Source organism: Nocardiopsis sp. iso_186 (genome assembly GCF_056173365.1).
Map to the genome: position 1 here is coordinate 5,416,682 of NZ_CM149670.1, position 12,679 is coordinate 5,429,360.

Consider the following 12,679-nt stretch of genomic DNA (forward strand, 5'->3'; position numbering starts at 1 on the left):
ACGACCTTCTCAGGATGGTGTCGCCTTCTCGCCGGGAGGACTTTGGACATCGTGGTCCCCTCGCGCTACCGGCGCAGTGACAGCGACGGTTCGCGATCCTTCCGTCAAAAGCGATTCCCGGGAACTTTGGGCGTCTGCTGCTCGACTCTTAGAGCGCTGGTGCCAACGGTGACAGGACGGAGAGCGATGGCGGTCGGGGCGGCGGTCCGAGCGGTCGGGGTGAGTTGCGCGCACGGTCCTGTTCTCGCGGTACGCGGAGTTGACATGGCGGTGGAACCCGGTGAGAAGGTCGCGTTGATCGGGACCAACGGTTCGGGCAAGACGACGCTGCTACGCGCGGTCCTGGGGCTGCACTCGGGGGTCAGCGGTGAGATCACCGTTGACGGCCGGGTGGCGCGTACCGGTTCGGACTGGGCGCGCAGGCGCCGCGAGTGCGCGTGGATTCCCCAGCGCCAATCCGCAGGGGCTTTTCCCCTGTTGTGCGAAGAGTTGCTGGCCAGCAGCGGTGCACCCGAGGCTGCCCGTCGAGCGGCACACACCCTGGGTGTGGGCCGTCTTCTGCGGCGCCCGGTGAGCACGCTGTCGGGGGGGCAACTGCAGAGGACGCATCTGGCGCGCGCAATCGGATGTGTGGCGGCCGGTGCGGCGGTGGTGCTCGCCGACGAGCCCACCGCCGCGCTGGACTTCCAGGGACGTACGGACGCCGCACGGTCTCTGCTCGCCCTACCGGTGACGGTGCTGGTGGTGACCCACGACCGGGAGTTGGCCGCGATGTGTGACCGCCGGCTGGAGATGGCGGCCGGACAGCTCAGGGAGATCGCGTGATCGACCTGGACACCCTGCCCGTTCTGCTGGCCATGCCCTCGGTGCAGCGGGCCATGGTGGGGCTGCTGCTGGGAGCGATCGGTCTTCCGGTGGTCGGGGTGATCATCGTGGGCCTGGACATCATGCCGGTGCGTTTCGCGATGATGCACGTGGCGCTGCTCGGGATCGCGGTAGGGCTGCTGCTGGGGCTGGACACGACGCTGTGCGCGCTGGTGGCGTGCGCTGTCGCGGGGGCGGGCATCACTCCGCTGGCACGCACTCCCGGCGGGCTCTCGGGCGGTATGGGCTTGTTGATGAGTCTGGCCATCGCAGCGGCGCTGCTGGTGTTGGCGGTCTCGGGTGTTAACTCCGCCAGTGCCTTCGAGCTGCTGTGGGGTTCCATTCTCGCCGTGCAAACACTCGACCTGGTGATTCTCGGGATACTCGCGGTCGTGGTCCCCGGCCTGTTCCTGATTCGCCGGCGCCAACTCGCCCTGCTGCTGCACGACCGGGAGCTGGCCCTGTGCTCCGGCGTGCGCGTGCAGTGGTTCACCCTCGTGCTGCTGGTGATCGTCGCGGTAGCCGTGGCCGGGGCCATTCGGCTGACCGGCGCGCTCCTGGTCAACGCGCTGACCCTTCTTCCCGCCCTGGCCGCGCGCCGGCTGGGCTCCTCCCTGGTGTCGATCGTGGCCTGGGCCATCGGGATCGGCATCACGACCTCGGCGATCGGATTCTTCATCGCCCTGCTCTTCGACCTTCCGCCCGGACCTGTCCTGGTCCTCACCGCCGGCATGTTCGCGCTGGCGGTCCACCTCATTCCCGAAGGGAAAAAACGTCCATGGATCTCCCCATCCCCCTCCGTCTCACCGCACTGAGCGCGACCGCGCTGCTGTTGGCGGGCTGTGGTTCCGAGGAGGCCGGCGAGGACACCGCCCAAGCGCCGCGGGGCGAGGGGCCGGCGGTCGTGGCGACCACCACGTGGCAGGGGGCGTTCGCCACCGCAGCCGGCGCCGAGCAGGTCACCGTGATCGTGCCGTCCTCTGCCCAGCACGCCCCCGAGTACGATCCCAAGCCCTCGGACCTGGCAGCGGTGGCCGAGGCCGACTTCGTGCTCTACAGCCCCTTCGAGTCCTTTGCCGAACAGATCACCGGGGCGGCCGGGTCCCAGGCCCAAACCGTCGAGGTCAACGCCGACAACTCCCCGGACCGGGTCGTCGAGGAGGTCACCCGGCTGGGTGAGCTGTTCGGGACCCAGGACGCGGCCCAGGAGTGGTTGGAGGAATTCGAATCCGCGCGCGAAGAGATCGGTGAGGAGTTGCGTGGGCAGTGGCCGGGCGAGGCTCCGCCAGTGGCCATCGCCCAGGTCTACACCGCGTGGGCCGCCCATCTGGCCGGGGCCGAGGTCACCGAGACCTACGGTCCCGAACAGCTCAGCGCTTCCGACGTCGCCGCCCTGGACGGGGCAGGGCCGGAGTTCGTGTTCGACAACTCCCACATGTCCACCGGCCGGGTCCTGCCCGACTCCGACGCGGTGCAGATCGCCGTGGTCAACTATCCCGGTGAGGACCTGGACCTGATCGCGCTGTACCGGGACAACGCCGAGGTCATCACCGCTGCCTTCCACGGCGAGGAGAGTATGCCCGAGGGCGGTGGCCACGGCGACCACGGCGATGGGCATGAAGGCGGGCACGGTGAAGGGGGCGAGCCGGAGGGACACGACGGGGACGACGCGGGGCACTGACCGGTCGTAGCCGGCACCGGTCCCCCGGCCGCTGGATGCGGCCGGGGGACCGGTGCGTCTCAGGCCAGCAACGCGGCGAGCGCGTGCTTGTCCACCTTTCCGGCAGGGGTCAACGCGAACGTCTCGACCCCGATGACGCGTTCGGGGCGTTTGTAGGGTTCCAGGCCCGCAGCGGCCAGGAATTCCCCCAACTGGGCCGCGCTCGGGCACTGGTCGGCGTCGATGACCAGTGCCGCGGCAAGCCGCTCCCCCATCAGCGCGTCCTCGACACCGAAACAGCAGGCGTCGCGCACCCCCGGGTAGGCGCGAACCGCGGCCTCCACCTCTGCGGGACTGATGTTGACGCCGCCGCGGATCACCACGTCCTTGAGGCGGCCCACGACCCGCAACTTGTTGTCGGGGTCCAGGAGACCTAGGTCACCGGTGCGCACCCAGCCCCCGGCGACCCGGTAACGGGCGTCAAGCTCGGGGGCACCGACGTAGCACAGCGGGGTCATCGGTCCGCAGGCGATGATCTCCCCGACCTGCCCAGGGGTGACGTCATCGAGGCCGGCGTTGACGATGCGGATGGACGCAACCCTGGGGTTGGGGACTCCCGCCGCGATCCCGGGCCCTGTTCCTTCCAGGGGATCGTCGTTCAGGCCGGTGTGGCAGTTGACCCCGTCGGCCGAGCCGTAGAGGTTGACCACCGGGCAGTCGAACACACGGCGCGCCTCGGCTGCGGTGGAGGCGTCCAGTGGGGAGCCTCCCAGCACGAGCGCCGTGAGGCCGGGCAGGGTCGGCTCGTCCTGTGCGGCCTCCAGCATCATCCGGATCATGGTGGGAACTCCCAGGACATGGGTGGGCCGGTGCTCCTCGATGAGGTCCAGGGTGTGCTTGGCGTCGAAGTGGCCACTGAGGACGAGGGTTCCGCCGTGGCGGGCCAGGGTCACGGCCGTGCCGTTGCTGCCGAACGCCGAGCCCAGGGGGACGAGGAACAGGTTGCGAAACGTCTGGTCGCCGCGGCGCAGCTCGGCCATGAAGTTGCCGCGCCCTCCGGCCAGGGCGTTGTGGGAGTAGGCGATCATCTTCGGTTCGGCCTCCGAGCCGGAGGAGACCAGGATGCGCGCGGCGCTGTCGGGGTCCACCCGCGGCAGGACGGGTTCGTGGTGGCGGGTCCTGGGCACCACTGTGGCCAGGGGGAGACGTCCGTCGGAGCCGACGGCCACCACCCACTTCAGATCGGGGAGGCGTGGGCGCAGGCTGGTGGCCACTGTCGCCGGGAATTGGCCGCGGTGCTCGGTCGCCGCGATGACCAGTGCGGCACCGCTGCGCTCCAGCAACGCGCGGGTCTCTTTGCGACCGCGCCCCACCGGGAAGGGAAGGGCGATTGCCCCCACTGCGGCGATCGCCAGGTCGCAGGCGACTGCCGCGAGGCCGTTGGGCAGCTGAACGGCCACCACGTCGCCGGACGTGATTCCCAGTTCCAACAGGCCCGCGACTGTCTGACGGGTGAGGGTGTCGAGCTGGGCGTAGGTCGTCGTGCCGTGGTCGTCGATCACTGCGGCCCGGTGGGGGGAGGCGTGGGCGTGGGCGCGAAACAGGGAATAGACGTCGCGGTCGGGGTAGTCGCCGCGGCGGGCCCATTCGCGGCGCAATCCGGCGGGGACGAGGTCGGTCAACACGGGGTTCAACGCAGCCTCCAAGGGGTTGCGACGGTCACTGATCCGTGGGAGTCGCGGGAGAGCAGTCCGGTGAGCCGGGGGTCGTGTTCGAGGGTGGTGAGGTCGGTGGTGACCGATGTCGCGGCGACACCTCGGGCGCGCAGTGCGCGCACGGCCTCGGCGGTGGGGGTTTCTTTGCCGAACTGCGGCAGAGCCCCTGGCGCGGTGAGCCACCCGTCGGCGGTGGCGGTCAGGGAGGGGCGTTCGTGTTGGGGGTGGGCGGCCAGGGTGTGGGCCGCTCCCAGCAGGGAGCTCTCCACGCGCGCACCACGGCGGGAGCCCGATCTCGCGAGCAGCGCGGTCACGACCGCCTGGGCGGCGATGAACCCGCCCAGGACGTCCAGGACCGTCATCAAGGATGCGATGCGCGTGCCTGTTCCAGGGTGGGGGGTTGACGTTCCGGTGCGGGCCTGCACCATGAAGTCGGTGCCGGGTGGCGCATCGGCGACCCGTCCGGCCCAGCCGGAGGTGTAGGCGTAGACGAGACCGGGGTTGGCGTGGGCGAACGCCCGCGCGCCGAGGCCGACCTCCTCGGCCTTTCCGGGAGCCCAGTTGTGCAGGAACACGTCTGCCCCAGCGGCGAGTTCCAGCAACCGGGCACGGTCGGCAGGGACTTTGATGTCGATCTCCACCGCGTCCTTTCCCCGGTTGAGGGCGAGCCAGCGGGCTGAGAGCCCTCCGGTCATCGGGGGCATTCCGCGCAACGGGTCGCCGCCCGGTGGCTCGACGCGCACGACTGTGGCACCCAGCAGCCTGAGCAAGTGGGCGGCCAGCGGTGCCTGGATGCGCCGTCCGGCCTCCAGGACCCGTATCCCCTTCAGGGGCAGTTCGGGATCGCTGAGAGACGGAACGCTCCGTCCTCCCTCGTCGAGCTCTTCCAGCGACCAGGCAGCACCCGAGGGGATGGCTTCGGTTCGGTACTCCTGTGGACTGCGCACGCGGGTCAGTCCGATCCCCGACTGCTGGGCGGCACCCCTGATCTTCTCCCAGGAGTGGGCCGCGGCAGTGGCCCTCAGCGCTTGCGGCAGTGGTGCGCACGCGGTGGCGTAACGGAACTGGAAAGGCGCCCACCCGGTTCTGATTGCCCCGGCCGGGGCGTGCAGGGTTGTCCAGAACGCCGCCCACGGGCCGGTGCTCAGCGACTCGATCTCGAAATCCACCCCGTCCGCGGTGGTGAAGCCGGCCGACCCCGGAGAAAGCGGGACGGCCTCCGCCTCGGGGGCGCACGCCGCGGCCAGATACTGCGAGACCGATAGCAACGCGCAGGCATCGGCGCGTACTTCGGCGGTGGACGGGGGCGCACCGCGCCTGCGGGCGAACTCGGTGGCGACGATCGCCGTGGCAGCGGCTGAGGCCGCGCAAGCGCTGACGTAGTCCAGACCTAACGGGGTCGGAGAACCGTCACGCCTGCCGTGGACGTGCATGAGCCCGGTGACGGCCTGCGCGGTGGCCTCACCGGTGATCTCCGCCGAAGGATCAGGGGTCCACAGCAGACGGGTCTCGGCACCGCCTTTGACCGTGAAAGTCGCCTGGCTGTCGGCTGAATCGGTGGACGTGTCGTGGATACGGGCACCCAAAGCGCTCAGATGCGTGGTGACGTGCCTTCGAAGGTGCGGATCTCCGGTGGCGCTGATGTGCACATCCTCCAGTGGAGGCGGCGACGCGTGCGAAGCCATGGTCTCCCTTGTGCGGGTAGCCGAAGCCGGTGTGGTGCGAATCCCAGGAACTTCCCGGCCTATGGCACCGACTTATTGGACACGAAAATAGTCGGAACAGGCAAAGAGTTGGTTCCCGTGAAATTAACCAAAAAGAGAAGAAAGAGGAATTGGCCTGTGTTCGATGCACTGACCCGGAAAGAAATGAATCAGAAACTTTTGGCGGGGGTGAAAAGGTTTGTCGTCGAGGAAGTCGAGCCTCTCGAAGCCCTGTTGGACGGGGGAGGTCCCGAGGCGCACGCGGCGGTGCGCCGTCTGCGGCTCCGGGCCCGCGAGGCGGGCTGGTGGGGTCTGGGGTTGCCACGCGATCTGGGCGGCGCGGGGCTGTCTTTACCGGAGTACGCGCCGATCGCCGAGGCCGAGGGGCGCAGCGACCACGGCCCTCTCGTACTGGGGTCAACAGCGCTCCTGGACGTGCGCATGCTGCGGTCCCACGGTTCGCGATCCCTGCAGGACCGTTATCTTCCCGGCCTCGCACGCGGGGAGCTCCGGGCGTGTTACGCGATGACCGAGCGCGGTGTCCAGGGGACCCGGCCCTCCGCGACCAGGACGAGCGCTCACGTCGAAGGCGATCACCTGGTAGTTCGCGGTGGGAAGTGGTTCGTGAGCGGCGCGGCCGACTCCGACCTGGTCACCGTCCTGGTCCGTGTCCTCCCCGACAGCCCGCGCGGGCGCGAGGGACTGACGACGGTCATGGTGCCCATGGACGCACCGGGTGTGAGTGTGGTGCGTGAACTACCGGTGCTGGGGGCGGGCGGGCAGCACGAGGTGCGTTTCGACGACGTCCGGGTGAGTGCCGACCACGTCGTGGGTGAGGTCGGCCACGGGATGCGTGTGGCTGCCGCGAGGGTGGGCCTGGGCCGTACCCTACGGTGCCTGCGCTGGCTGGGCCAGGCCCAAAGAGCTTTGGATCTCCTGCTGCATCGTGCCGGCGACACCACACGTGGCGGCGCCGCGTTGGGTGAGCACCAACTCGTGCAGCAGCTGGCGTTCGACGCCCATCTGGCCGTCGTCTCCACGCGGCCTCTGGTGGAGTCCGCGGTGCGCGCGGTGGAGAGTGGTGGTGACGCCCGCTCAGCGGTGGCCACCGCAAAGGTCGCCGCGGCGCGGATGCTCTCAACGGTCACCGACGCCGCCATCCAGGTGTACGGGGCCGAAGGGCTCGGGCCCGACACCCCCCTGCCGCGCCTGTACCGTGTCGCCCGTCAGGCCCGTATTCTCGACGGGCCTGACGAACTGCACGTCTGTGCTGTGGGTCGGCGTCTGATCGAGGACCATGCCGCTGGTCACACCTGCTGAGCACCCAACCAGTGGCATTTGAGGGCCAGGGCCAGCGCGAAGAAGAACGTTCCCCAGACGAGTTCGGCATCGGTGGCCACCCTCTGTTCGAGGTCGTAGCAACCGCCTCCGAGCACCCCCCGGCCCCGGACCCCGAGGTGCTCGACCGTCAGCACGCGAAGGATCGCCTCGGCCCGCTCTCTCAACGGAGCCGAGGCGTCGGGGACGAGATCGGCCAGTTTCATCAGGGCCACCGCCTCGATGGCTGCTGCCGAAGTATCCACCAACTCGTGAGGACGCCTGACATCGGCTGCGGGAACCAACGGGGCCCGGGTGTCGACAGTGCGCAGCACGGGGTGGTCGAGGTGGGCCGGGTCGAGCGCGGCCGCCTCTGCCAGCGCCAGCAGCAGCCACGGCCGGGCCCTGCTCCACCCCGGGCCGGGTTCGGGGTGGGGCTCCCACGTCCCCGCGTCGCGACGCCAGGCAGGGACGAGGGCGGTTTGTGACCAGCACACCCGAAGGTGCGTGCGCACGTGCTCCATTCCCTTGTTCCTACTGGAGGGAGTCGGCGTGCGCGTGCGCGCCATGAGCGGAGCGATCCCCACGGCTCCGTCGATCCGCAGGAGATCGTGCCGGCCGCCGAAAGCCGCTCCCCAGGGGACCACACCCTGCTGCGGAACGAAGTCGGCGGCGAGGGCCTGGGCGGCCTCGTCGGCGAGGGACTCGATCACTCCGTCCCCATGAGCTCCGGCCGCTCGCGCCAAGGCCAGCGGATACCAGAAAATGAGGCCGCGAGTCGCGGTATCGGCTCTGGTCCAAGGCGCCAGACGCGCTGTCGCGTCCGCTGCCAGGTCGGCGTGGTCGTCACGCCCTGATCCGAGGGCACGCAGCCACAACAGGCCCGCCCAGAACCCACCGGTCCACGAGCCCCTACGGGTCGTCACCCACGGTTGTCCCCGGTCCGCGTACAACGGGAACCGCAGCCCGACCTCCCCGGCTACCGTCCCGACCCTCTCCATGACTGCCTCCAGAGCCCGGTCGGCTTCGTCGGAGGAGAGCCCTGCCGGTTCAGACGAGGACACGGCGACGCTCCCCCGCCTGCCACGCCACGGCTACAGCCGACGCGATCGCGAATTCAACGGCGACCAGCAGCCACCCCGTGGTGTAACCGGAGCGTTCGGCCAGGAGTCCGAACAGCGGTGGCCCGATGGCGAACCCGCCGAAGAATCCGGCCGAGACCAGGGCCGAGTCCTGGCCCGCGCGTCCCTCTGAGGCCCTGCGCATCACGATGACCATGGAGACGGCGTTGGCGGCCATCGCGAGGAGCCCTGCCAACGCCGCTCCCACCCAGACCGCGATCGCGAGCAGAGGGGCGACCGCCAGAAGCAAAGCCGCGAGAACGGACAGTCCGGCCAAGAGCGCGGGGAGGCGTTCGGTCCAACGCCGGTCATCAGCGGCTCTGGACCAGGCCACCCGTCCCGCGATCCCGGTCAGTCCCAGTACCGCAACCACGATCCCGGCCTCCAACGCCCCCAGCCCCACAACGGTGGTGGAGAACAGGGCGATGTGGGCGTTGACCGACGAGATCGCCGCTCCCAGGAAAACCGAGAACACCATCAGCCATGCGACCGCGCCACGCGGAACGACCGCGATGCGCGGCGGCGGACGGTGCTCGTTGACGGGGAGGACCACAGCGGCCCACACCGCCATCAACAGGGCCGTCCCCGCTGCTGTGGCCACTGCCACCCGCCAATCGGTCCACGCCGCCAATATGGCCAGGGGAAACCCGGCCGCGAAGGCTCCCATCTGCACCCCCGACTGCTTCCACCCTGTGACGACCCCGCGCTTGCGGGCATCGAACACGGCCATGATCACTTTATTGGTGGCAGGGTTGGCGAAGGCCTGCGGCAGACCCCCGATCCCCACTGCCAACAGCAGCACACCTCGGCTGGGCGCCGTCGCGAAAACCGCCAGGGCCAGCGCGATCACCGCGAACAGCGCCACAACGCACCTGCGCGGCCCCATCCTGTCGGTGAGGTAACCCGCAGCAGGTGAGAGCAGGGCGGCGGTGGCGAAGCCGACCGCCACCGCCGCCCCCAACAGTGTGGGCCCCAGGGCCAACTCCGCACTCAGATAGGGGCTGAGCGTCCCCAACAGGAATAACTGCAGCATCGAGTAGGCCATCACCGCGGTGAGAAGCACCGTGAGGCCGCGCGGGGGGTGTGAGGACAACAAGAACCTCCGGGAAACCACGTTGTATGAAAGATCATCGAGAAACGAAACCCGCAGTTCGGCATGTGAGGGAGCTCACGCTCATCCTGGAGCTTTCAACGGGTTTCCTTCTCACCACAACATGTCGTAGCAAAAGATTAAATAGTTCCTGCCATAAAAAGAAAAATCTCCCAGCCCAACGCTCAGATCCTTCGAGAAGTACCTTCTGTACCCGTCAAAACGCAGGCGCAGTCGGGACCGTGAACCCCCAAATCAAGGTCGCCGAATCAGATTTATCCCAACTAGAAGAAAATGCGATGAAAACCGTCCTGAAGCGCCGGCCGTCGCGACCCCGCACTGTGTACGTCTCTCACTGCCCTTATTGATGGCGTAGCCATCAGGGAGCACACCGACAGAGAGCTTTGGGGTGCACCGGCGGCTCCCACCAGTGACTGGCCAATCTTGTTTCACGACTGAGTCATTCTGGTCAGGGAATTTCTAGCCAGGAAGCCCCCGCACCTGCGGGGCCTTCCCCAACTTTTTCTGAACAGCGCCAGCCCGATTGCCGTCCCCACACCTGCGGAAATCTTCTCCTTTGCCCTGGGGAACGGTGCCGAGAGCGTCGTTCCTTCACCAGCGGGGCCCTCCGGACGACCTCGTGCGCCGGCGGCCCTCATCACCCACATAATGAAAGCCGCCTTCTGATTTGATCAGCAGCGAACAGGGCATTGATGGGAGCCCCTAGGGAGCCCGAGACTTCTCGGCACGCGACAGCAGCTTTGGGAATCAGCGAGAAATTTCATGCTTGTGAACTGCGAAAATACTGAATCCAACGTTACTTCGCGATCCCGTCCAACACTGGTTATAAAGAACGATCTCGAACTACGGATCAGAAGGTTGGGGGTTCGAGTCCCTCCGAGTGCACAGTGATCAAGCAGCAAGAAGAGCCCGTTGACCAGGGGAAACCTGGTCAACGGGCTCTTTGCTTTGTCCGGCTGGCTACGGCTGCTCCGTGCTACGTCCGGGTGATGGCGGGGAATACACGTTGAAGTTCTCGGTTCAGGCAGGGCTTCCCTCACGCCATCGTCGGCAGGGGACCAATCCCCCTGTGTGGGGGAAGCATCCATTCCCCGCACACGCGGAGGCCGGACATCGAACGGGTGCGGGAATCGTGTGAAGGGCACAGGTTCGGCCACCGCGCGCTCTTCCCGGAGGACATGACATCGCGGCCCTGCCGAAATGAGCACCCCGCACCGCTCCGTAGCCAGAACTCCTGTCCGGCGAGGCGGACTACCCGTCATCATGAGGCGTGTAGAGCATGATCCAGTGGTCCCGCTCAGGGTCGTGGAGCACCTCGATCTCAAAACGGGCCCACCCGTAGGTCGGGTGGTGCATCCGTTTGATCGCGGATCTCGAAGCACTGACCTCCCCCTTCTTCCAATGGTCGCGGAAGCTCTGGCTGGTCGCGGCGAGCTCGGCGAGCAAGGCACGAAGATAGGCGTCGCCGGGGTACCGGCTGAGTGCCATACGGAGTTCAGCGGCAGCGACTCGTAGGAACCACTCCGAGCCGTCGCCTCCGAGCAGGTGCGCAAGCACGTCGGTCGTGAATGCCTGGTAGGCGATATTGCGCTCGAACGGGCCGCTGCCCGTCAAGGTTCCGAGCAACTCCTCCGCGGCCTTGTTGCGAGCGAGGAGGTCGAGCCGCCCGTCATGCACGGTGACCGGCATCGTGTCGTCCAGGCCCCGCAACAGACGCAACAGCCCCGGTCGAATGACAGAGGCGGGAGAGGTCGGTTCCGGAGGGGACTCACCCCCCAACCGGAAGAGGTGATCGCGCTCGGCGTCCGATAGCCCGAACGCCTGTGCCAGCGAGGTGAGGATCTCGCGCGAGGGGCGGGGCGCTCTCCCTTGTTCGAGGCGTGTGTAGTACTCCACTGAGATACCCGCGATATCGGAGACCTCCTGGCGGCGAAGCCCCGGAACCCGCCGACGGGACGTCCGCACACCGCCCTGCGGGTCCGGAGGACTCATCGCGGCCCTGCGCCGCCTCAAGTACTCCCCGAACTCGGTCCGATCGCTGCTCGACATACCCCCGATTGTCCCCGCCTCCCACGCCCTGTGCCGGCGGGCGAACCTGGCCCTGCCGGTACCACCCTCGACGTGGCCTTCCTCCCCCGCTCGGCCTCCCGGATCATCAAGGGCGCACCCGGTTGATCAGGACCGCCCCGCGGGCTCGACGGATCACCCATGGCCGAGGAGACGGCATGACCAGTACAGCGTGGACCTTCCCGATCCCCCAGAACCGCGTCCAGGAGTTCCGGGACCTCTTCACCGCCCTGAACAGGGACCACCTCTCCGGTCTGGACACCAGAGCCCGGGAGGTCGGTTACCACCGGGAACGGATGTGGCTCCAGCCCAATGACGACGGCGGCGCGGAGTTCATCGTCTACCTCGAATTCGACGAAGGCGTCGCCCTGGCCGCCTTCTCCGAGCGTCTCCTCGCCTACGAGTCCGAGTTCACGCGTTGGTGGACGCCCCGCTTCGGGGCTTTCGGGCTCCCCAGGTCATTTGGTGAGCCCTTGCTGTCGTGGGACGCCTGAACCGAACCTTCACACGTGGAACGCAACGATCGGAAACCCTCATGAATAACCAGGAACCAACACCCGCCACCCGAACCGGGCTCGACGTCGCCAAGGAGTTCATCCGCGCCGTCGAAGCGAAGGACATCGAAGCCGTGGCCCGAACCATGGCCGACGACGCACGGCAGTTGTTCATGCACACCCGAGGTGCCACGACCTCCGACGGCGTCACGGACATCATCGCGGGTCGCAGGCGGGCCGTCTGCGTCGCAGATGTCAAAGGCAAGAGCGAGGTGCTCGCTTACACGAGTGCCCTGTTCGACAAGTTCACCCCGTTGCTCTGGCGCGGCCACGAATGGCGCGTCTCACCCGATGGCAGCGAGCTTTTCTTCCACGGGATCGGCGACATGGTCGTCGCGTGCACGGGCCGGCCCTACCGCAACACCTATGTGACACGGTTCGACATCGAGAACGGCCGGATCGTTCTCATGGCCGAGTACGGGAACGCGCTCATGTACGCCGGCCTGGGCGTCCGCCCGAACGGGGCCGAGTTCCGGGCCCTGCTCCGCGCGGTCGGACGCATGCTCTCGCCACGGCTTTCCTCTCGATCGGGCCGATAACCCCTTGCCCCGCCCCGCACGGGCGGCG

General features: G+C 68.0%; 11 protein-coding genes. 6 read left to right on the forward strand and 5 right to left on the reverse strand.

Annotated features, from left to right (window positions below; genetic code table 11):
• Positions 1-186: 186 nt before the first annotated feature.
• From AC0VYP_RS23680 to AC0VYP_RS23690, 3 genes are read left to right on the forward strand one after another with little or no spacing between them, the layout of a single operon-like run.
• Positions 187-825 carry an ATP-binding cassette domain-containing protein gene (locus AC0VYP_RS23680; RefSeq protein ID WP_475471920.1) on the forward strand — a complete coding sequence of 213 codons (639 nt, stop codon included), beginning with the start codon at positions 187-189 and terminating at the stop codon, positions 823-825.
• Positions 822-1,679: a metal ABC transporter permease gene (locus tag AC0VYP_RS23685; RefSeq protein ID WP_475471921.1), complete on the forward strand. Its 858-nt coding sequence runs from the start codon at positions 822-824 to the stop codon at positions 1,677-1,679. Before AC0VYP_RS23680 ends, AC0VYP_RS23685 begins: the two co-directional genes overlap by 4 nt.
• Positions 1,643-2,545, forward strand: coding sequence for a metal ABC transporter solute-binding protein, Zn/Mn family (locus tag AC0VYP_RS23690; protein WP_475471922.1), 903 nt, complete (start codon positions 1,643-1,645; stop codon positions 2,543-2,545). Before AC0VYP_RS23685 ends, AC0VYP_RS23690 begins: the two co-directional genes overlap by 37 nt.
• A 59-nt stretch (positions 2,546-2,604) precedes the next feature.
• On the opposite strand, the gene AC0VYP_RS23695 is transcribed toward AC0VYP_RS23690, so the two are convergent.
• Both AC0VYP_RS23695 and AC0VYP_RS23700 read right to left on the reverse strand, forming a co-directional pair.
• Positions 2,605-4,209: a class I adenylate-forming enzyme family protein gene (locus tag AC0VYP_RS23695; RefSeq protein ID WP_475474351.1), complete on the reverse strand. Its 1,605-nt coding sequence runs from the start codon at positions 4,207-4,209 to the stop codon at positions 2,605-2,607.
• Positions 4,210-4,214: 5 nt separating this feature from the next.
• Entirely contained in the window at positions 4,215-5,924 is a 1,710-nt protein-coding gene (locus AC0VYP_RS23700; RefSeq protein WP_475471923.1) for a CoA transferase, read from the reverse strand.
• Between the two features lie 183 nt (positions 5,925-6,107).
• Here AC0VYP_RS23700 and AC0VYP_RS23705 point away from each other — a divergent pair, with 183 nt between their 5' ends.
• Positions 6,108-7,262, forward strand: a complete 1,155-nt coding sequence (locus tag AC0VYP_RS23705; protein WP_475471924.1) for an acyl-CoA dehydrogenase family protein — start codon at positions 6,108-6,110, stop codon at positions 7,260-7,262.
• Here AC0VYP_RS23705 and AC0VYP_RS23710 read toward each other — a convergent pair.
• The 3 genes from AC0VYP_RS23710 to AC0VYP_RS23720 all read right to left on the reverse strand — a co-directional run bounded on the left by AC0VYP_RS23710 (position 7,250) and on the right by AC0VYP_RS23720 (position 11,540).
• Positions 7,250-8,323 carry a hypothetical protein gene (locus AC0VYP_RS23710; RefSeq protein ID WP_475471925.1) on the reverse strand — a complete coding sequence of 358 codons (1,074 nt, stop codon included), beginning with the start codon at positions 8,321-8,323 and terminating at the stop codon, positions 7,250-7,252. The genes AC0VYP_RS23705 and AC0VYP_RS23710 overlap by 13 nt on opposite strands.
• On the reverse strand, positions 8,310-9,473 hold the full coding sequence (locus AC0VYP_RS23715) for an MFS transporter (RefSeq protein ID WP_475471926.1): 1,164 nt from the start codon (positions 9,471-9,473) through the stop codon (positions 8,310-8,312). The genes AC0VYP_RS23710 and AC0VYP_RS23715 overlap by 14 nt, the downstream gene beginning before the upstream one ends.
• Positions 9,474-10,742: 1,269 nt before the next feature.
• Complete coding sequence (locus AC0VYP_RS23720) at positions 10,743-11,540, reverse strand: helix-turn-helix transcriptional regulator (protein ID WP_475471927.1); 798 nt, start codon at positions 11,538-11,540, stop codon at positions 10,743-10,745.
• 176 nt (positions 11,541-11,716) lie between these two features.
• Here AC0VYP_RS23720 and AC0VYP_RS23725 point away from each other — a divergent pair, with 176 nt between their 5' ends.
• Both AC0VYP_RS23725 and AC0VYP_RS23730 read left to right on the forward strand, forming a co-directional pair.
• Positions 11,717-12,052, forward strand: coding sequence for a hypothetical protein (locus AC0VYP_RS23725; RefSeq protein ID WP_475471928.1), 336 nt, complete (start codon positions 11,717-11,719; stop codon positions 12,050-12,052).
• 41 nt (positions 12,053-12,093) lie between these two features.
• Complete coding sequence (locus AC0VYP_RS23730) at positions 12,094-12,651, forward strand: nuclear transport factor 2 family protein (RefSeq protein WP_475471929.1); 558 nt, start codon at positions 12,094-12,096, stop codon at positions 12,649-12,651.
• Positions 12,652-12,679: the final 28 nt, after the last annotated feature.